Below are 18498 nucleotides of genomic sequence, written 5' to 3' on the forward strand. Positions count from 1 at the left end.
AACCGGCGCAGCCGCACTGTCACCAGAGCGGCTGCGGATCTCAGCGTTCATAATTAACGAGTCTCAATCATGGAAAACCGTTTATTACAGGCGAAGGCAACGCGTCCTCAGTACGATCGCGACAGCCTCAAGGCACGCATTGTTCATTTAGGGTTTGGCGCGTTTCACCGTGCGCACCAGGCGGTGTACACCGATATACTCGCCGCAGAACAGGGCAGCGACTGGGGTTACTGCGAAGTTAACCTGATTGGCGGCGAACAGCAGATCGCCGATCTGAAGGCACAGGATAATCTTTATACCGTAGCAGAGATGTCTGCCGATGCGTGGACGGCGCGCGTGGTCGGCGTCGTCAAAAATGCGCTGCATGCGCAGGTCGACGGCCTTGAAACCGTGCTGGCGGCGCTGTGCGATCCGCAGGTCGCCATTGTTTCCCTGACCATCACCGAGAAAGGGTATTGCCACTCCCCGGCAACCGGACAACTGATGTTCGATCATCCGTTAATCGTTGCCGACCTGCAAAACCCCCATCAGCCGAAATCTGCGCCAGGCGTAGTGGTTGAAGCGCTGGCGCGGCGTAAGGCGGCGGGGCTGCCAGCATTCAGCGTGATGTCATGCGATAACATGCCGGAAAACGGCCACGTGATGCGCAATGTCACCTGCGCCTACGCGCGCGCTGTTGACGGCGAACTGGCCGACTGGATTGAAGCGAACGTCACCTTCCCGTCAACCATGGTGGACCGTATTGTGCCCGCCGTCACGGCTGAAACGCTGGATAAAATTGAACAGCTGACCGGCGTACGCGATCCGGCAGGTGTCGCCTGCGAGCCGTTCCGCCAGTGGGTGGTAGAAGATAATTTCGTCGCCGGACGTCCACAGTGGGAAAAGGCCGGTGCGGAACTGGTTTCTGATGTCATTCCGTTTGAAGAGATGAAGCTGCGTATGCTTAACGGCAGCCACTCGTTCCTGGCCTATCTCGGCTACCTGGCCGGTTATCAGCACATTAACGACTGCATGGAAGATGAACATTATCGCGCAGCCGCGCATGCGCTAATGCTGAAAGAGCAGGCGCCGACGCTGAAAGTGAAGGGGGTGGATTTAGCTCACTATGCCGACCTGCTGATCGCACGTTACAGCAATCCGGCCCTGCGCCACCGCACCTGGCAAATCGCCATGGACGGTAGCCAGAAATTGCCGCAGCGGATGCTCGATTCCGTTCGCTGGCACCTTGTCCACCAGAAACCCTTCCCGCTGCTGGCCCTCGGTGTTGCGGGCTGGATGCGTTATGTCGGCGGTGTGGATGAGCAGGGTAACGCGATTGAGGTGAGCGATCCGCAGCTGGCGGTGATTCAGGCGGCGGTAAACGGTAGCGCTGAAGGCGAAAGCCGCGTTAGCGCGCTGTTGGGCATTGAGGCTATTTTCGGTAACGAGCTGCCGAAGGACGCGGTGTTTGTGGCTGCGGTCATGCAGGCCTATCAAACGTTGCTGCAAAAAGGCGCGAAGGCCACGGTTGCTGAGTACGCCTCCCGGCTTTAACGCGATGACATGCCGCCGTCCGCGGCGGCATGTCGGGGCGCAGCTTAGTGCATCCCCAGGCGAATCAGCTCAATCGGTTCGAACTTACCTTCGCATCCTTCGACTTCAACCGTTTTACCACGGCGCACCTGCTCGGCATTAAGGCCGTCGCTGTGGATCGCTTTAATCACGCCGAACTGGCCTGTGCCGCTAATCATGACGCGGCTGCCAGTGGTGATTGCATTTCGGTTACGGTCGTATGTCATCATGGTATTTTCTCCTCTCGTACTTATCCGTTACGGCGCTAATTCAACGGCTGCCGTTCACGGGGCACTATTAATACGCCTCTCTTTAACGAAATTATTTGCTTTTGATCAAGCTCACACTTTTTTCTTATTTCATGCAGGCGTTGACGGTTCAGGACACCACTTTACAAAGCCGACAGTTATTTTCCTTAATTGATAGTTTCCGGGTGCAAGTGTTTAGGCTTTGTTTATATCCACAATGTCATTCTGGAGGCAGAAAATAACCCTTCATCGGAAAAGGAGTCAGGCTTATGTATAAGAAAATTTTGATGCCTGTTGACGTGTTTGAAATGGATTTGAGCGATAAAGCGGTACGCCACGCGGTCAACCTCGCGAAGGCGGAAGGCGCGACGATCACCCTGGTCAACATTCTCCCTAACAGCAGCCGTTCGTTACTGCGGGGGTTCAATGCCGATATTAAGAAGTTCGAAGAGTATATGACCGCCGAGTCTGATAAGAAGATGAAGGCGCTGAAACGGCTCTTTGATATGTCCCCGGACAATATTGACTGTGAAGTTCGCTTCGGCAACGTACGCGATGAAATCATCAAGCTCAGCAAAGAGGGGAAATATGATGTCATTGTTATCGGATCAAAAAATCCGAGCATTACAACCCATCTGCTGGGTTCAAATGCTGAAACTATTCTGCGCTACGCCACTATTCCGGTATTAGTGGTCCGCTAATTACTTCGCCGCAACCGAAAGGGGGCGGCGAGGTTTTATTCTTCGCTGAACCACTCGCGGTTTTCTTGGCGAATTAACTGAACTGACTCACTAATTTCCTGAAGGTGAAGCGTCATCGCTTTATCTACGGCTTCCACGTCGCGTTTTTCCAGCGCGCTGAAAATATCATGATGCTGGCGCAGCAACATCTCTGGCGGAGAAACATGGTCGAGGCTCATGGAGCGCACGCGGTCGATGGTAGCTTTGATGTTTTCGACGGTATCCCACGCGAGCTGGCACTCGGCGATCTGCGCCAGTTTCTGGTGGAACTCGTCGTCCAGCTGGAAAAAGTCGTTTAACTGTTTGCGGTCGATGGCGATTCGTTGCTGATGCAGGTTTTGCTCCAGCAGGTAGCACTGGTTATCGTTGATGAGCGACGCGGCGCGACGCACCACGGCGCACTCGATGGCCTGGCGAACAAAACAGCCATTCCGTACCTGCGAAAGCGAAATTTTATTTACATAGCTGCCGCGCTGAGGGCGGATCTGAATAAGGCCGTTTTCTGCGAGCTTAATAAACGCCTCACGTACGGGCTGACGGGAAACGTCAAAACGTACCGAAACCTCTTTTTCTGAGAGTGGCGTTCCCGGTGGGATCAGGCAGCGAACAATATCACGGCGTAAGATGCGATATATTTGCTGATTAACGGGCTGGGTAGGATTAAGTTGCGATTCAGCGGCCATGGGTTGTGATTTCTCAGAGAGTTAACCTGAACATACTACCATTCTTTTCCCTGCCATCACATACCCGGCCCGCAGGCCGGGCAGGGTAAATTAACCGCGATGCACGCTTAGTCCGGCATAGGTCTGGCTGACGGGCATCATCTCAACCGTATTGATGTTGACATGCTTCGGCAGATTCGCGACCCACCAGACGGTTTCGGTGATATCTTCCGGCGTCAGCGCATTCGCGTTTTCATAGGTTTTATCCGCTTTCGCGTCGTCGCCTTTGAAACGCACGTTGGAGAATTCGGTTCCGCCTACCAGACCCGGTTCAACATCGGTCACGCGGATCGCGGTTCCGTGCAGGTCGGTGCGCAGGTTCAGGCTGAACTGGCGGACAAAGGCTTTGGTCGCGCCATAGACGTTGCCGCCCGCGTAAGGCCAGCTTCCGGCGGTGGAACCGATGTTAATGATATGGCCACGGTTACGTTCAACCATGCCCGGCAGCACGGCGCGGGTCATGTACACCAGCCCTTTGTTGTTGGTGTCGATCATGTTTTCCCAGTCTTCCACGCTGGCTTTGTGGGCAGGCTCCATGCCCAGCGCCAGGCCGGCGTTATTGACCAGCACGTCAATTTCACGCCATTCGGCAGGCAGGTTGGCAATCATCTCTTCGATGGCGGCGCGGTTGCGGACGTCCAGCTGCGCGGTCAGAATGCTGTCACCCAGCTCGTCTTTTAGCTCCTGCAAACGCTCCTGACGACGCCCTGTTGCAATCACTTTGTGTCCGTTGGCGACGAAGCGACGCGTGATGCTTTCACCAAAACCCGCTGTCGCCCCGGTAACTAAAATAATCATCTCACTGTTCCTCAACGCTTTTTGTGTTGTACTAACATAGCACGCTCTCCGGCACGTCGTTAAGGCAACATTTGTATGACGCCATTGCAGGCCGGCGCAGGCTGGCCTACTCTGGGGAGAAATACCGTGCTCAGGAGTAAACGATGTCGGTCAACAATCCTTTTTTTGAAATTAGCCTGTTGCCTTATCAGGCGCCACGTTTTGATGCGATTAACGACAGCCATTATCGTCCGGCATTTGATGAAGCAATGCGCCTGAAGCGTGCAGACATTGACGCGATTATCGCGCAGCGCGCCGCGCCGGACTTCGACAATACCGTGCTGGCGCTGGAAAAGAGCGGGGCCATGCTGTCGCGCGTGAGCAGCGTGTTCTTCGCCATGACGTCCGCACACACCAACGATGATCTTCAGGCACTGGACGAGCAGTTCTCCACCGAACTGGCCGGGCTGGCGAACGATATCTGGCTAAACGATACGCTTTTCGCCCGCGTGGAAGCCGTCTGGCAGGATCGCGAGGCGCTGGATGCCGAATCCCGACGACTGACGGAGGAGATGTATCAGCACTTTGTTCTTGCTGGCGCGCGTCTGAATGCCGATGAAAAAGCCGAGCTGAAAGCCCTGAATACCGAAGCCGCCACCCTGACCAGCCAGTTCAACCAGCGCCTGCTGGCGGCGAACAAGGCGGGAGGGCTGGTGGTGGACAATGTTCACCAGCTTGACGGGCTCAGTGCGGAGGAGGTGGCTGCCGCGGCTCACGCTGCCGCAGAAAAAGGGCTGACGGATCGCTGGCTGATCCCGCTTTTGAATACCACGCAACAGCCCGCGCTGGCGGCGCTGTCGTTGCGCGAGACCCGTAAAAAGTTGTTCAGCGCGGGCTGGGAACGCACTCAGAAAGGCGACGAAAACGATACGCGCGAGCTGATCCGTCGGCTTACCGCGTTGCGGGCAAGACAGGCGCAGCTGCTCGGCTTTGACAACTATGCGAGCTGGAGCATTGCCGATCAGATGGCGAAAACGCCGGAAGCCGCGCTCGAATTCATGCGCGGGATAGTTCCTGCGGCACGCGGCAGGGCCGCGCTGGAGCAGGCGGATATTCAGAAGGTCATCGACGACGAGCAGGGTGGTTTTACGGTACAGGCCTGGGACTGGGCGTTTTATGCCGAACGCGTGCGCTCAGCGAAATACGCGCTGGATGAGTCGCAGATCAAACCCTATTTCGCACTCAATACCGTGCTGGAAGATGGCGTATTCTGGACCGCCACGCAGCTGTTCGGTATCCGCTTTGTCGAGCGTTTTGATATTCCGGTTTACCACCCGGATGTTCGCGTGTGGGAGATTTTCGACCACACGGGTGAAGGCATGGCGCTGTTCTACGGCGACTTTTTCGCGCGTGATTCCAAAGCGGGCGGCGCGTGGATGGGGAATTTTGTTGAGCAGTCTTATGAGTTTGCCGCGCGTCCGGTGATTTATAACGTCTGCAACTATCAAAAACCGGCGAACGGGCAGACCGCGCTGATCTCCTGGGATGATGTGATTACCCTGTTCCACGAGTTTGGCCATACCCTGCATGGCCTGTTTGCCAGCCAGCGCTATGCCACGCTTTCAGGCACCAACACGCCACGTGATTTCGTTGAATTTCCTTCGCAAATCAATGAACACTGGGCCAGCCATCCGCAGGTGTTTGCGCACTTTGCTCGTCACTATCAAACCGGCGAACCGATGCCGGATGCGCTGCGGGAAAAAATGCTCAATGCGACCCAGTTTAATAAGGGTTATGACATGACGGAGCTATTGAGCGCCGCGCTGCTGGATATGAACTGGCACGGCATTCAGGAGCCCGTTGAAGACGTGGAAGCCTTTGAAGCCGCCGCGTTGAAAAAAGAGGGGTTGGATCTTCCAGCCGTACCGCCGCGCTATCGCAGCAGCTATTTCGCCCATATCTTCGGCGGCGGCTACGCGGCAGGGTATTACGCCTATCTCTGGACGCAGATGCTGGCGGACGATGGATATCAGTGGTTTGTCGAGCAGGGCGGTTTGACGCGCGAAAACGGACAGAAATTCCGCGAGGCGATTTTGTCCCGCGGCAACAGCACTGATTTAGCTGAACTTTACCGGAACTGGCGCGGGCACGATCCGAAGATTGAACCGATGCTGGAGAATCGCGGATTGAGTGCGTAAGGCTTTTTTAGTGTGGGAACAGAACCGGGCGCGAGGCCCGGTTTTTTCTTTCCCAAAATGAATCCTTAATTCTGCGAAATTTGCAGGAGGATAGGGGCCAGCTTCACGTAGCTACACCTTTACTTTTACCCAGTAAGGATCCCCGCGACTTTAGAACATCTGGCGCTTTAACCCGGCTTTATCCGTTGGCCGGACTAAATATACTGCTTCAGCGTCCACGTTTATAAGTCAGCCATCCCTCACAGGATGGCTGTATATTGTTTAATTTAATGAAATACGAACCACACTATCCGGGCCTTTCGTCGTGTTGTCGTCATTGAAGTCCTGCTTCACGGTTACGTATAACGTTTTACCGTCCGGTGTTACCAGAAGACTGTTGGGATGGCTGGTGAACGTCCAGCTGTTTTTCACAGCATAGCTCCCGGCGTCAAGCTGCAACACCTTCCTGGATTCGCGCTGAGTGATGAAAATTTCGTTGCGCTCAGCGTTAAACTTTATTCCCAGCGCATCGCCTTTAAGACGCTTGATAACTTTCCCGCTGCGCTCATCAAATACCAGTGTGGTTTTGGCTTTTGAATCATCAGTCACGAACAGGCGCCCGGTGGCCGGATCTTCTGCCATATTCAGGAACAAATACGCTTTTTTATCTCCCGGCGTCCAGCGCTGTTCGATTTTATACGTCTCCGGGTTAATCACCAGAATTTCACCGCCGCCATTGGCGGCATAAAGGCGGTCTGTCAGCGGCGAATAAATAATCCCCGTCACCCATTTCCCGGCATTTTCGATTCGGGCTTTTAGCGTCATAGTGTTGGCATCAACCACGGAGATAAACCCAGGGTCGGCAACGCCGCCGATAAACAGTTGTCCCTTGTGGAAGAGGATTTCACGCGCACCAACCGGGTCGCCATCCTTGTCTTTGCCTTCAAACATCAGGCGCTGTAGCACCTTGCCGCTTTGCACGTCCACTTTCGATACCCCGCCATCAAGGGTGTTGGTGGTGTAGTAGACCTTGCCATTATCGTCCGCTGCCATGCCGAAGTTTTTCAGGTCGGTGTGGGTTTCACCTTGCGTGGCAAGCGTTGTGGGATCCAGTTTATAGAGCACCCCGCCGTTGACGTTTTTGAAACTCTGCGCGCTCGCAATCTACAACGCGTTTGCCGTTGGGGAGTAAACCATCTCATACAGACCGTCCGCGAGTTCGCGCTGCTTGAGTTCAGCCGAATCCGGGAGGGCTGCTGACGCCGTTGCGCTCAGGGTTAACGCCGCGGTAAGAATGCTTAAGCCCCATGTCTTTCCTTTTAGCCAATGGAATGTGTTCATTTTTTGTTCCTGTCATGCGCGTGCCGCGCTGATTTTGATAAATATACATTTATTTACATTTAACTTACAAAATTACCTGTGCATAATAAAGCAAATAATTATCATTTCCATTCTTATTTGTATGAATGATTTGCACATAACGACAACAACAGACAGGTAACATGATGATTTTTAAAGGCAGGGCTAATCGCGCGAAAGCGCCCGCAGGATTAATTCCTGCTTCCTTCTCACTTTCACTGCTTGCGCTGGCAATGTCCGCCGTCATGCACCCGGCACAGGCGGATGAAAATACGCAAGAACAAGAGATGGTTGTCTACGGTGACGGGAACGGGAGCGCCGACTCGCAGCAGGATTATGCGGTAAAAACCACGCGTTCAGGCACCAAAATGCTGCTGACCCCGCGCGATATCCCCCAGTCAGTCAGCGTCGTGACGCGCCAGCGTATGCAGGATCAAGACCTGCAAACCATTGACCAGGTACTTACCAATGCCACCGGCGTTTCGTCGCAGCAGGTTGATAGCGAGCGTTCCAGCTACTTTTCCCGCGGCTTTGAAATCACCAATTTCGCCTACGATGAGATCCCCACATCAATGGGCGACGCGTGGAACTTTGGCGATGCGCAGGAAGATACTGCCATTTATGATCGTATAGAGATTGTGCGTGGCGCAAACGGCCTGATGACCGGCGCTGGCGATCCGGGAGCAACGGTGAACATGGTGCGTAAACGTGCCGACAGTAAAACCTTCAGGGGCAACGTCAGCGCAAGTTACGGAAGCTGGAACAAACAGCGTTATGTGGGCGACATCTCCGCGCCCCTCAATTCCGACGGCAGCCTGCGTGGGCGCGTCGTGGCAGGTTATCAGGATCAGGACAGCTGGCTTGACAGATATGGCAAGCGCAAGAAATTTCTCTATGGCGTCATTGAAGGCGATGTAACGGAACACACGACGGCCTCGCTGGGCTGGGACTATCAGCAAACAAACACAGCCAACCCGACCTGGGGCGGATTACCCAGCCTGTACAGTAACGGCAGCCGTACCCATTACGATCGCAACGTCAATACCTCGGCAGACTGGACGGGATACTCCGTTGAGTCGCGTAAAGTTTTTGCTAACCTCACCCACAACTGGGATAACGGCTGGTCGGTGCGTTTCAATGGAACCCACGGCGAGCAAACGTTCAATGATACCCTGCTTTATGTGATGGGCAATCCGGACGTCACCACCGGAGAAGGCGCATCAGGCTGGGGTAGTAAGGATCGCGGCAAGCGCACTCTGGACGCCTTTGATGCCTACGCCAGCGGGCCTTTTGAACTTCTCGGGCGTCAACATCAGCTGATGGCCGGAGCCAACTATAGCCGACAGCACAATGCTACCTTCAGCAAAGACGGGCCAATGGACAGTGCTCAGATTGGCATCTTCAACAACAGCTGGGACGGCAGCGTGGTCGAGCCGGAGTGGGGCGACTGGTATCAAAATGCGGATGATATCGTGCGGCAAAAATCGGCGTATACGGCGGCACGCCTGTCGCTGGCGGATCCGTTGTCGCTAATCGTTGGCGCACGTTATACCCAGTACAGCTCAGATGGCAGCAGCGGCGATATGCGTAAATACAACACCACCCCTTACGGCGGGCTGGTGTATGACATCAACGACAGCCTTTCCGCTTACGCCAGCTATACCTCAATTTTTGCCCCGCAAACCAAACGCACGAAAGAGGGTGCATGGCTCTCTCCCGTCACCGGTAAAAATTATGAAACCGGCCTGAAGGCAGACTGGATGGACGGTCGACTGACCACCAACGTTGCCGTATTCCGCATAGAACAGGAGAACGCGGGGGAGGAAATCAGCGGGGTATTCGTTAATGGATCCAGCGAACAAGCTTATCGGGCAACCAAAGGCGCAGTGAGCAAAGGGGCGGAATTTGAGGTGAACGGTGCCGTTACCGACAATCTACAGCTTACCTTCAGCGCGACCCGCTATGTTGCCCGTGATTCAGATGGCCGCTTCAACAGCTTTGCGCCGCAGACGCAGCTTAAGCTGTTCAGCCGTTACCGCGTCCCGACGCTTCCGGATCTGACCGTAGGCGGCGGCGTGAACTGGCAGAATCAGGTGTACAAAGATGTCACCGGTCCGGACGGCGAGACGCAGCGCCTCTATCAGGGCAGCTATCCGCTCGTCGACTTGTTCGCGCAGTATCAGCTGACGAAACAGCTGGCGGTGCAGGCAAACGTTCGTAACCTGTTCGACCGCGAATACTACTCATACCTTGATGACTCTGCCGTCTATGGCGAACCGCGTAGCGTCTCGGTAAGCATGAGTTACACATTCTGATCTAATCAGCTTATCGCTATCCTGGCCATCACCTGTTCCGAAATGCGCTTCGGCCCCACCAGCGGCAACGACACGGCGATGGCCGCCATGCCATTGCCATCCTGGTAACGAATAATGTGCCGGTTTGAACGGGTGACGAGCCAGGTGCCGGAAACATTGGGCCAGTTAAAGAAGACGTATGTTGGATATGCAGTATAACAGCCAGACGCAAAAGCGTAAATATTCAATGAACAGGACGCCCTCAGACTCGAGGGTAATCCTGAGCAATACACAACTCCTCAAGTTATTTAATCAATATGTATCTATCTATATAGCGAGTTGGGCTACAACTGTGCAAAAGACATTGATGACAATGAGTTCAAGATTCTTCTACGCAAAGCCACGAGGAGTTTACGCAGCATGTTTCATGAACAATTGCCCACATTTGGATAACAACATCTGACTAAGTTGACCATGCACCACCCAGACCGATTTCCTTTAATTCAACCTTGCATCAACGGCGCGCTTGAGGAGGTTGTCATTGCGGTGATTTTTCTGGAAAATTCGATATATAAAAGAATACATAACGAGAGGGTGCTTATGGCCAGGAAACGAATGCAGGTTGTGCTGGTGGCGGTTGCGCTGCTGCAAATGCCATCCATGGCGCTGGCAAAGGATATCAGGGTGACTTATGCCGGTTCCATGGGCAAAGTAATGGACCAGGGGTTAGGTCCGGCTTTTTCCAGAGCAAATAACGACGGCTATCAGGGGCAGGGCCAGGGTGCATACGGGATGGCACGCCTGCTTGCAAGCCACAAAATTGAGGCCGATGTGTTTGTCTCCATCACCCCGGGGCCGATGCAAATTCTCAAAGACGCCGGGCTGATAGATGAGGCGGTCCCTGTCGCCAGTACCAGCATGGTGGTCGCTTACAGTCCTGAGGGTAAACATGCAGCGCAGTTTGAACAGGCCAACAGAAAGAAAGACGGCTCGTGGCTGACTCTGCTGACGCAGAAAGATGTCTTATTTGGCCGCACCGATCCTTATGTCGACCCAAAAGGCCAGAATATTGTGTTTAGCCTGATGCTGGCGGAAAAGTATTACAACATGCCGGGCATCACCGATAAAATTTTAGGCTCGCTGCAAAACCCACAGCAGACTCATCAGGAAGGAGGGCTGCTGGCGCGTCTGGAAAGCGGTCAGGTGGATGCAGCAGCGGGATACGAGAGTGAAGTTCGCTCAGCGCATTTGCCGTATGTCGCGCTGCCGGATGAAATAAACCTCAGCAACCCGGCGATGACGAAACAGTGGTATGACACCGTCAGTTTTACCATTAAAGACAGCAAAGGCCAGGATCAAATTCTGCACACTCAACCAATGGTGTTCTATGCGGCGGTGCTGAAAAACGCGCCGAATGGTGTAGAACAGGGACAAAAGTTCGTATCGTTCATGCAAAGCGCCGAGGGGCAGAAATTGTTCAAAGCGTTTGGCTACGCCGAACCTAAAGGAGACAGCTTATACGCCCGCTAAGAAAACCGGGCTGGGTGGCGGGGTGGTTATCCCTGCCCGCTATCCTGCTGTTAAGTATCCCCTTTATCACGCTGATTAGCGTCACGCCCTGGCATCATCTGAAGCTGGCCTGGCGCGACGACAGCGCCATTGCCGTCTCTATGGGACTGGGTGTGCTGGCACTCGGAATTATCATTCTTATCGGCATGCCGGTGGCATGGTGGCTGTCACAAGCCACGGGTCGAAAACGATTGATCGGTGAACTGCTGGTGATGATCCCTCTGCTGACGCCACCGCTGGCAATGGGGATCTTGCTGGTTTCGGCTTTCGGGCCTTATGGCGTGATTGGCCGCTGGCTTTCACTGTTGGGAGCTACGCTGGTAAATAATCCGGCGGCGTTTGTGCTGGCTCAGGTTTACGGCGCTTTGCCTTATTTTATCGTGGTGTCGCGTTCGGCGTTTGCCACTGTTCCCAAAAATATTCTTGAAGCGGGACAAACGTTGGGAGCTTCTCCCTGGAACCGCTTTCGTTTTCTTACATTACCCCTGGCATTGCCTGGTCTGGCTTCTGCCGTAACACTCGCCTGGGTTCGCGCGGTAGGCGAGTTCGGGATCGTGATGATCTTTGCTTATTTCCCGCAGGGTATACCGGTAAAGCTGTATACCAATCTGCAAAATGACGGGGTGGACACAGTATATACTTTGCTATGGATGCTGCTGGTAGTGACGCTTCCCCTGCCAATAGTCTGCTTTGCTCTTGGCAAACGAATGGCCAGGAAATGAACACCCCTTAGATCGTCCGTTCCTCGTTCATAGCGGATGAGCTTGCTCACGTTTCCATTTCAGCGGGCTATCTCGAATAACCCCAAACCGGATTCTTCATAAAAGGCCACACACAGAAACCCCCAGTCAGTCAGACTGAAAGTACAGGGCAGGAAGAAAATGTGGCGCGCGCTGGATATGTCTTACAATCGGATCGGTGGGATTATGCTGTGGGAACCATGGAGGCGTAAATCGGTACGTCGCGATAGCGGAAGAAATTACGTAAAGTTAACGTTGTATGCTCTTTGTCTCCCGAAGCCAGAACCGGGCTTTGCGCCCGGTTACTCTTGTATTAACCACATGTCCGACTCTTCGAACATCTCCTCAAGCATGCGGTTGAGCTTTTCACGGTCGCTTTTGCTGGCGTCGCTGTTCAGGCCGTTCGCTTGCATTGGCTTAACCGTCACGCTGGCATCAGGAAAAATCCGGTGCACGCGTTTTGTCAGTTCGGCCAGAATGATTTCCCTGGCTCCCTCCAGCCCCTGTACGTTTCGCTTGTCATAAACCAGTTCCACAAACATGATTGTTTACCTTATGGATATTACGCATGTGATTCAGCCTGAACGTAAAATACTACTGTATATGGGTGGGTCTTCCCTTGTTGTGGTGGCTGAAGGCATGATAATGGTGTATTTAATCGCCAGAGGTCACCGCCATGGACGAAAAGTCCCTCTACGCTCATATTCTCAACCTGTCCGATCCGTGGCAGGTAAAGTCCCTTTCTCTCGATGAAAATGCCGGTTCTGTTACTGTCACTATTGAGATCGCTGAAAACACCCGGCTAGCCTGTCCGACCTGCGGTAAATCCTGTTCTGTTCACGATCACCGTCATCGTAAATGGCGCCATCTTGATACCTGCCAGTTCACCACTATTGTTGAAGCCGATGTTCCACGAATTATGTGTCCGGAGCATGGCTGCCTGACGTTGCCTGTTCCGTGGGCTGGCCCCGGAAGCCGGTATACGTTGCTATTCGAATCGTTCGTTCTCTCATGGCTGAAAATCAGCACCGTTGATGCTGTCAGGAAGCAACTTAAGCTCAGTTGGAATGCGGTTGACGGCATTATGACCCGGGCAGTTAAGCGAGGTCTTGCCCGGATAAAAAAGCCATTATCCGCCCGTCATATGAATGTGGATGAGGTCGCCTTTAAAAAAGGACATCGTTACATAACGGTGATCTCCGATCGCGATGGTCGGGCGCTGGCCTTAACGGATGATCGCGGCACAGAGAGTCTTGCCGGCTATCTTCGCACGCTCACTGATGGGCAGTTGCTGGCTATCAAAACGCTCTCAATGGACATGAACGCGGGCTATATAAGAGCAGCGCGTATCCACTTACCCAGTGCGGTTGAGAAAATCGCCTTTGACCGCTTCCATGTGGCGAAGCAACTGGGCGAGGTAGTTGATAAAACCCGTCAGAATGAACATCCGCACCTCCCTGTTGAAAGCCGACACCAGGCAAAAGGAACCCGCTTCCTGTGGCAGTACAGCGATAAGTGGATGACCGAATCCCGGCAGGAAAAGCTGATGTGGCTGCGTGCACAGATGAAGCTGACGAGCCAGTGCTGGGCGCTGAAAGAGCTGGCAAAGGATATCTGGAACAGGCCATGGAGCGAGGAAAGACGGAGTGACTGGCAGAGATGGTTGGCGCTGGCGGCTAACAGTGACGTTCCCATGATGAAAAATGCCGCGAAAACGATAGGAAAAAGGCTGTACGGGATCCTGAATGCGATGCGACACAGTGTCTCAAACGGAAATGCGGAGGCACTTAACAGCAAGATCAGGCTGCTGAGGATAAAAGCCAGGGGATACCGAAACCGGGAGCGCTTTAAACTGGGGGTGATGTTCCACTACGGAAAGCTGAATATGGCGTTCTGAGCCTTCCCACCATGATCGGGGAAGACCCATATGGGTACAGTCAAACGGCGTTCAGACTAAAGCATTGTCCAGAGCAATGCAGACAGCGTTGCCAGCCCGCCCAGAACAACCAAAAACACCGTCACGCCGCGAAGCTCTGCCAGCGAGGGGCGGGTGTATATGAGGTACGCCGGGATAAGGAACAGGATCACCGCGATCAGTGGTCCGCAGAACATTTCAATCAGGCTGAGCACATCCGGATTGGCATAAACAATGCCATAGGTCAGCAGGAACAGCGCCAGAGAGGCCAGCCGCTTGCTGGCGTTGGCCTTTTTGCCGGATACGCTGGCAGCCAGCTGACCAAACGTTTGTGCGACCGACAGACCTACGCCGAGGAAGGATTTCGTCATACCGATGATAGCGATGAGCGGGGCAATGTGGTAAATCAGGCTGAAATCACCGTTTCCTTTCATCACCGACAGCACATTCAGGTTTTCCGCCTTCGCTCGCACAAAGTTGTCATGGGGGATCCCCAGCACGCAGCTCAGCACGAAAAAGAGGATACTGGCGAAGATAGCTAAGTAGGCGATACGGATCACGAACAGTGCCTTTTTCTCACCCTCCGCTTTCCTCTCCCGGTAGTAAGAGCTCAGCGGGGAGACCATAGGCGCACAGCAAAACGAGAAGGTAATAAGCGGCAGCGTCAGCCAGATATTTTTCAGCGTTACCGGCAGCGGCGTGGCGTTCATTTCAGCGGCCGTATCGGTCAGGTTAGACAGATGCCATCCCGGGATAAGTGATACGGCGATCAGCAGTACAGATGCCGCGAACGGCAGCGCCAGCGCGCTCATAATGGCCACGACTCTGTCCCGGCCCTTGCTAAGCACCACATACAGCGCAGCAACCACGATAAACGACAATGGCCCACGGCTGATGGCGGTAATATGCAGATGCTCCACCATTAAATTACTCAGCGCATTAATCAGCGCCACCCCGTAAACCAGGGTTACCGGGAAGAAGGTCACACAATAGAACAGGGTGATCAGCTTTTCACCCCTTCCGCTGAAGAAAGAGCCGAAGATCGGCAACGTGCCGTTTTCAGTCTTCTCTTCACGCATATACACACGACAAAGGAGTAAATGGGGGATCAGGGATAACGGCAGCCCCAGCAGGAGCATAACCAGAAAAATAACCGGACCACGGGTGCCGATTTCCACGGGAAGGAACAGTGTTCCCGCTCCGACGGCTGTACCATAAAGGCCCAGCGTCCAGATATTATCCTGCCAGTGCCAGTTAGAGCGTGTTGTAATATTAGCTGAGAGAGTTGTGGCTTTATTCATCATATTTTACCGCGTTGTTAGAGGGACGACGACTTATTTAGTTTTTATCTGTCTGTAGTCGTCGCTGCGCCATTACGTCACGGGTGGGAGGGGTTTGATGTTGCATACCGAAAACCTTATGTGTATGCCTGCAATAACTATCGTTATTCTTTGACGATGCTTTAACAGGCGGTTAATTAAGAAAGGGATTTGTTAAATTAACGAACAAATAACGACTGACTTTCCCTGCCTGCACGTCTGTTAATTAAAGAATAAACACCCTGTTTTATTAAGTACCATAAGGCGCCATCATATTGAAGGGGGGCTTATTTAATTATTTTATTGGGCGTGAAATTATCCCGTTATGCCTGAAATTAAAAAACAGAATGTAGACAATCGCGTAACCCGCTCGTAGCTTTCGAACCGTCTTGTAACATAACGCTCTCTTTATGGTGGCGAAGGGGTTAAGGACGTCGTATGCCTGCTATTAAACGCCCCATAAGAAAATCCTCTTCTATACTCAGTTACGTTTAGTGAAATATGCCGCCGCTCCACACGTCGCGTTCCCTTAATAGCGACGGGCAGCAGGGGTATATATTCACGAAAACGCCTTAATAATGGTCAATTTTGCATTTTAGAGGGGGTTTCCTGGTATGTTGCATTCTCAATCCTCGCGGGTCGGCAGCATTTTGCTGCTGCTGACCGCGATAATAGCCTTCGCGGTAGCGCTATACGCCTGGTGGACGCCGCTTACCGGCGTCACTGGCACCATTGGCGCACTGGGCGTGATCATTGCCAACGTAGTGCTGGCGATCCTGACCTTTATGTTACGTGCGGCATCGCGTCGCGTGGCGCGCGTTTTTCTGATTATTGTCACCCTGGTGGTGTTGGCGGGTATTGCTTTCGCCGCCGCGCTGCTGCACCAGTACATCATAACGGCAGTCATGGTGGTCGGCCTGATTGGTCTGATTATGCTGAGCAGCCATTCCGCTCGTTACAACCATCCCGTCAGAAGCTGAGGAGCCGCCCGTGCACAACGATAAGCATTATCCCTTCATAAAAGTCAGCATGACGGCGCTGGCGCTGCTGGTCGCTCCGCTCGCGCTACAGGCGCAGGATAAGGCCGCTGAAGCCTCGCAGGGGACACAGGAATCACTGAACATTGATGCGGCCGATCAGCAGGCGCCCGGAACCACAAAAACCACCGACGATGCCTCAACCGGCAGCGGTGATGGAAAGAGAGTCGCCTCGGCCAGCCAGCCAGCGACGCCGCTGGTGCCCGGCACCGCCACCTGGGACAGCTTCCACGGCCAGCTTAACGCGCAGAAATACAGTCCCCTGACCCAAATTACGGCGGATAACGTCGGGAAATTAACGAAAGTCTGGGAGTTCCATACCGGCGACGTCTCGGATGGTAAAGGCGATACGCCAGCTACCGTCTGGTCCGCAACGCCCATTTTCGCCAACGATACGCTCTATATCGGCACGCCATTCGATCGCCTGATTGCGCTGGATCCGGGGACGGGTAAAGAGAAGTGGCACTATGACACCAAATCGTCGCGCAAGGCGCTGACCCAGCCGGTGCTGAAAAACCGCGGCGTTTCCTACTGGCAGGCCAAAAATCCGGTGACGGGTGAGGCATGCCAGAAGATGGTCTATATGGGCACCGTTGACGGCAAGCTTTTTGCGCTGGACGCCGATTCAGGCAAACCGTGCAGCGGCTTTGCGGACAACGGCGTGCTGGATCTGAACCAGTGGAACACCGTTAACGCGAAGTATCCGCTCTCTGTCCTGCAACCGCCAACCGTTGTCGGCAACCATCTGCTGGTGGGCTGGGCCGGGAAAGACTGGGCCTATGCCGAAGCCCCTCCGGGCACCGTCTTTTCAGTCAACGCCCAGACCGGTAAGCTTGAGTGGACCTTTGAGGCGATCCCGGCAGAGATCCGCAAGCGTACCGGTACCGCCAACGTCTGGACGCACATGTCCGCCGATGAGGCCAACGGGCTGGTCTATCTCCCGGTCTCATCGCCGTCTCCCAACTATTGGGGCGGCAACCGCGTGGACGCTATTCCGCTTGGCACCTCGACCACCGCCCTGGACATCAACACCGGTAAAGTGGTCTGGTCCCGTCAGTGGGTACACCACGACGTCTGGGATTACGATATCAACTCCGCCCCGACGCTGATGGACATCACCGTAGACGGCAAGCAGATCCCGGCGCTGGTGCAGGCCACCAAGCAGGGTTTCCTGTTTGTGGTTAACCGCCTGACGGGGGAGGACGTATGGCCAATCGAAGAACGTCCGGTTCCGCAGGGTGATGGGTCGGTTCAGGGTGAAGTTCTCTCGCCCACGCAGCCATTCCCGACCAAACCCGCGCCGCTGCTCGACCAGTCGAAAAAACCGGAAATCTGGAAGCTGGCGGATATCGTCGGTGGCGGCCAGTGCTCCCGCCTGTGGGATAACCTGACCTATGAAGGAATGTATACCCCGCCGACCACCAAAGGCGAAGGCACGCTCACCTATCCCGATAGCGCCGGCGGCGTCCAGTGGGGCGGGGTGGCGTTCGATCCGCAAAAACAGATCGCCATCGTCAACACCTCGCATATCGTCCAGTACGTGAAGCTGTACAGCCGTGAGGATTACGATAACGCAGACAAAGACTCCGGCAACGAAAGCGGCTTTGCCCCACAGGAAGGCGCCCCGTACGGTATGCGTCTGCTGGTGGCGAGCAACTGGCTTGGCATGCCGTGCTGGCAACCGCCGTTTGGTGAAATCGTGGCGCTGGACATGCACACGGGCGATGTGAAATGGCGTCGTCCGGTTGGCTCCTCCCAGCAGTATGGCTTCTTCATGCCGGAAAGCTGGGGTTCGCCTACCATTGGTGGTCCGGCAGTGACGGCGGGCGGCGTGATCTTCATCGGTGCTTCAATGGATGCCAAAGTGCGTGCCTACTCGGTAGAGAGCGGTGAAGAGCTGTGGTCCGATCAGGCCGAAGCTCCGGCGGTAGCGAACCCGTCCGTCTATGAATATAAAGGTCGCCAGTATGTGGCCTTCGTGGCAGGCGGGAATACGATCCTGAAGGATCAGGTGGGCGATCAGGTGGTGGTCTACGCCTTGCCGGAATAA

Annotated in this window: 15 protein-coding genes and 1 pseudogene; 9 read left to right on the forward strand and 7 right to left on the reverse strand. The window is 54.3% G+C overall.

The annotated features are described in order from the left end of the window. Positions 1-69: 69 nt before the first annotated feature. Positions 70-1533, forward strand: a complete 1464-nt coding sequence (locus KTH07_RS08095) for a mannitol dehydrogenase family protein (protein ID WP_032619752.1) — start codon at positions 70-72, stop codon at positions 1531-1533. Between the two features lie 44 nt (positions 1534-1577). Here the strand turns inward: KTH07_RS08095 and ydfZ are convergent, their stop codons facing one another. Next, positions 1578-1781 (reverse strand): putative selenium delivery protein YdfZ, encoded by a 204-nt coding sequence (gene ydfZ / locus KTH07_RS08100; protein ID WP_003857405.1) that lies wholly within the window; start codon positions 1779-1781, stop codon positions 1578-1580. Positions 1782-2068: 287 nt separating this feature from the next. Here ydfZ and KTH07_RS08105 point away from each other — a divergent pair, with 287 nt between their 5' ends. Then, positions 2069-2500, forward strand: coding sequence for a universal stress protein (locus tag KTH07_RS08105; RefSeq protein WP_015570611.1), 432 nt, complete (start codon positions 2069-2071; stop codon positions 2498-2500). A gap of 35 nt (positions 2501-2535) precedes the next feature. Here the strand turns inward: KTH07_RS08105 and KTH07_RS08110 are convergent, their stop codons facing one another. Both KTH07_RS08110 and ydfG read right to left on the reverse strand, forming a co-directional pair. Then, positions 2536-3222: a GntR family transcriptional regulator gene (locus KTH07_RS08110; protein ID WP_217310907.1), complete on the reverse strand. Its 687-nt coding sequence runs from the start codon at positions 3220-3222 to the stop codon at positions 2536-2538. 90 nt (positions 3223-3312) lie between these two features. After that, positions 3313-4059, reverse strand: a complete 747-nt coding sequence (gene ydfG, locus KTH07_RS08115) for a bifunctional NADP-dependent 3-hydroxy acid dehydrogenase/3-hydroxypropionate dehydrogenase YdfG (protein ID WP_015570609.1) — start codon at positions 4057-4059, stop codon at positions 3313-3315. 143 nt (positions 4060-4202) lie between these two features. Between ydfG and dcp the strand changes: the two genes are divergently transcribed. Further along, positions 4203-6236 carry a peptidyl-dipeptidase Dcp gene (gene dcp, locus KTH07_RS08120; RefSeq protein WP_045616244.1) on the forward strand — a complete coding sequence of 678 codons (2034 nt, stop codon included), beginning with the start codon at positions 4203-4205 and terminating at the stop codon, positions 6234-6236. A 261-nt stretch (positions 6237-6497) separates the two neighbouring features. Here the strand turns inward: dcp and KTH07_RS08125 are convergent. Continuing rightward, positions 6498-7556: pseudogene (locus tag KTH07_RS08125) on the reverse strand (YncE family protein). A 164-nt stretch (positions 7557-7720) separates the two neighbouring features. Between KTH07_RS08125 and fhuE the strand changes: the two are divergent. Next, complete coding sequence (gene fhuE, locus KTH07_RS08130; protein WP_032619747.1) at positions 7721-9889, forward strand: ferric-rhodotorulic acid/ferric-coprogen receptor FhuE; 2169 nt, start codon at positions 7721-7723, stop codon at positions 9887-9889. Between the two features lie 5 nt (positions 9890-9894). Here fhuE and KTH07_RS08135 read toward each other — a convergent pair whose 3' ends face one another. Further along, complete coding sequence (locus KTH07_RS08135) at positions 9895-10116, reverse strand: hypothetical protein (protein ID WP_063161895.1); 222 nt, start codon at positions 10114-10116, stop codon at positions 9895-9897. Positions 10117-10483: 367 nt separating this feature from the next. Here KTH07_RS08135 and KTH07_RS08140 point away from each other — a divergent pair, with 367 nt between their 5' ends. Together KTH07_RS08140 and KTH07_RS08145 are read left to right on the forward strand one after the other, a co-directional pair. Beyond that, a complete protein-coding gene (locus KTH07_RS08140) occupies positions 10484-11398 on the forward strand; it encodes an extracellular solute-binding protein (protein ID WP_032104051.1) in 915 nt (304 codons plus the stop codon). Between the two features lie 14 nt (positions 11399-11412). Further along, on the forward strand, positions 11413-12159 hold the full coding sequence (locus tag KTH07_RS08145) for a molybdenum ABC transporter permease (protein WP_023303668.1): 747 nt from the start codon (positions 11413-11415) through the stop codon (positions 12157-12159). Between the two features lie 320 nt (positions 12160-12479). Here the strand turns inward: KTH07_RS08145 and KTH07_RS08150 are convergent, their stop codons facing one another. Beyond that, a complete protein-coding gene (locus KTH07_RS08150) occupies positions 12480-12719 on the reverse strand; it encodes a DinI family protein (protein ID WP_003857390.1) in 240 nt (79 codons plus the stop codon). A 134-nt stretch (positions 12720-12853) separates the two neighbouring features. Between KTH07_RS08150 and KTH07_RS08155 the strand changes: the two genes are divergently transcribed. Continuing rightward, the gene (locus tag KTH07_RS08155) at positions 12854-14074 is read left to right on the forward strand and encodes an ISL3-like element ISKox3 family transposase (protein ID WP_000343760.1); all 1221 of its coding nucleotides are present in this window, start codon (positions 12854-12856) and stop codon (positions 14072-14074) included. A gap of 56 nt (positions 14075-14130) precedes the next feature. Here KTH07_RS08155 and KTH07_RS08160 read toward each other — a convergent pair whose 3' ends face one another. Further along, the gene (locus KTH07_RS08160; RefSeq protein ID WP_080496803.1) at positions 14131-15393 is read right to left on the reverse strand and encodes an amino acid permease; all 1263 of its coding nucleotides are present in this window, start codon (positions 15391-15393) and stop codon (positions 14131-14133) included. A 632-nt stretch (positions 15394-16025) separates the two neighbouring features. Here KTH07_RS08160 and KTH07_RS08165 point away from each other — a divergent pair. Next, positions 16026-16391 (forward strand): hypothetical protein, encoded by a 366-nt coding sequence (locus KTH07_RS08165; RefSeq protein ID WP_023303671.1) that lies wholly within the window; start codon positions 16026-16028, stop codon positions 16389-16391. A 10-nt stretch (positions 16392-16401) separates the two neighbouring features. Next, positions 16402-18498 carry a pyrroloquinoline quinone-dependent dehydrogenase gene (locus tag KTH07_RS08170; RefSeq protein ID WP_032619741.1) on the forward strand — a complete coding sequence of 699 codons (2097 nt, stop codon included), beginning with the start codon at positions 16402-16404 and terminating at the stop codon, positions 18496-18498.

Origin of the sequence: Enterobacter cloacae complex sp. ECL72, from assembly GCF_019056635.1 — a bacterium.
Taxonomy (GTDB): domain Bacteria; phylum Pseudomonadota; class Gammaproteobacteria; order Enterobacterales; family Enterobacteriaceae; genus Enterobacter; species Enterobacter hormaechei_C.

What these genes read in the sequence shown, in the direction of transcription:
- KTH07_RS08160 (WP_080496803.1), bottom strand. Translation starts at nt 15,393, where the DNA reads ATGAATAAAGCCACAACTCTCTCAGCTAATATTACAACACGCTCTAAC.
- KTH07_RS08140 (WP_032104051.1), top strand. Translation starts at nt 10,484, where the DNA reads ATGCAGGTTGTGCTGGTGGCGGTTGCGCTGCTGCAAATGCCATCCATG.
- KTH07_RS08150 (WP_003857390.1), bottom strand. Translation starts at nt 12,719, where the DNA reads ATGTTTGTGGAACTGGTTTATGACAAGCGAAACGTACAGGGGCTGGAG.
- KTH07_RS08095 (WP_032619752.1), top strand. Translation starts at nt 70, where the DNA reads ATGGAAAACCGTTTATTACAGGCGAAGGCAACGCGTCCTCAGTACGAT.
- KTH07_RS08110 (WP_217310907.1), bottom strand. Translation starts at nt 3,222, where the DNA reads ATGGCCGCTGAATCGCAACTTAATCCTACCCAGCCCGTTAATCAGCAA.
- ydfG (WP_015570609.1), bottom strand. Translation starts at nt 4,059, where the DNA reads ATGATTATTTTAGTTACCGGGGCGACAGCGGGTTTTGGTGAAAGCATC.
- KTH07_RS08155 (WP_000343760.1), top strand. Translation starts at nt 12,854, where the DNA reads ATGGACGAAAAGTCCCTCTACGCTCATATTCTCAACCTGTCCGATCCG.
- dcp (WP_045616244.1), top strand. Translation starts at nt 4,203, where the DNA reads ATGTCGGTCAACAATCCTTTTTTTGAAATTAGCCTGTTGCCTTATCAG.
- KTH07_RS08105 (WP_015570611.1), top strand. Translation starts at nt 2,069, where the DNA reads ATGTATAAGAAAATTTTGATGCCTGTTGACGTGTTTGAAATGGATTTG.
- ydfZ (WP_003857405.1), bottom strand. Translation starts at nt 1,781, where the DNA reads ATGATGACATACGACCGTAACCGAAATGCAATCACCACTGGCAGCCGC.
- fhuE (WP_032619747.1), top strand. Translation starts at nt 7,721, where the DNA reads ATGATTTTTAAAGGCAGGGCTAATCGCGCGAAAGCGCCCGCAGGATTA.
- KTH07_RS08165 (WP_023303671.1), top strand. Translation starts at nt 16,026, where the DNA reads ATGTTGCATTCTCAATCCTCGCGGGTCGGCAGCATTTTGCTGCTGCTG.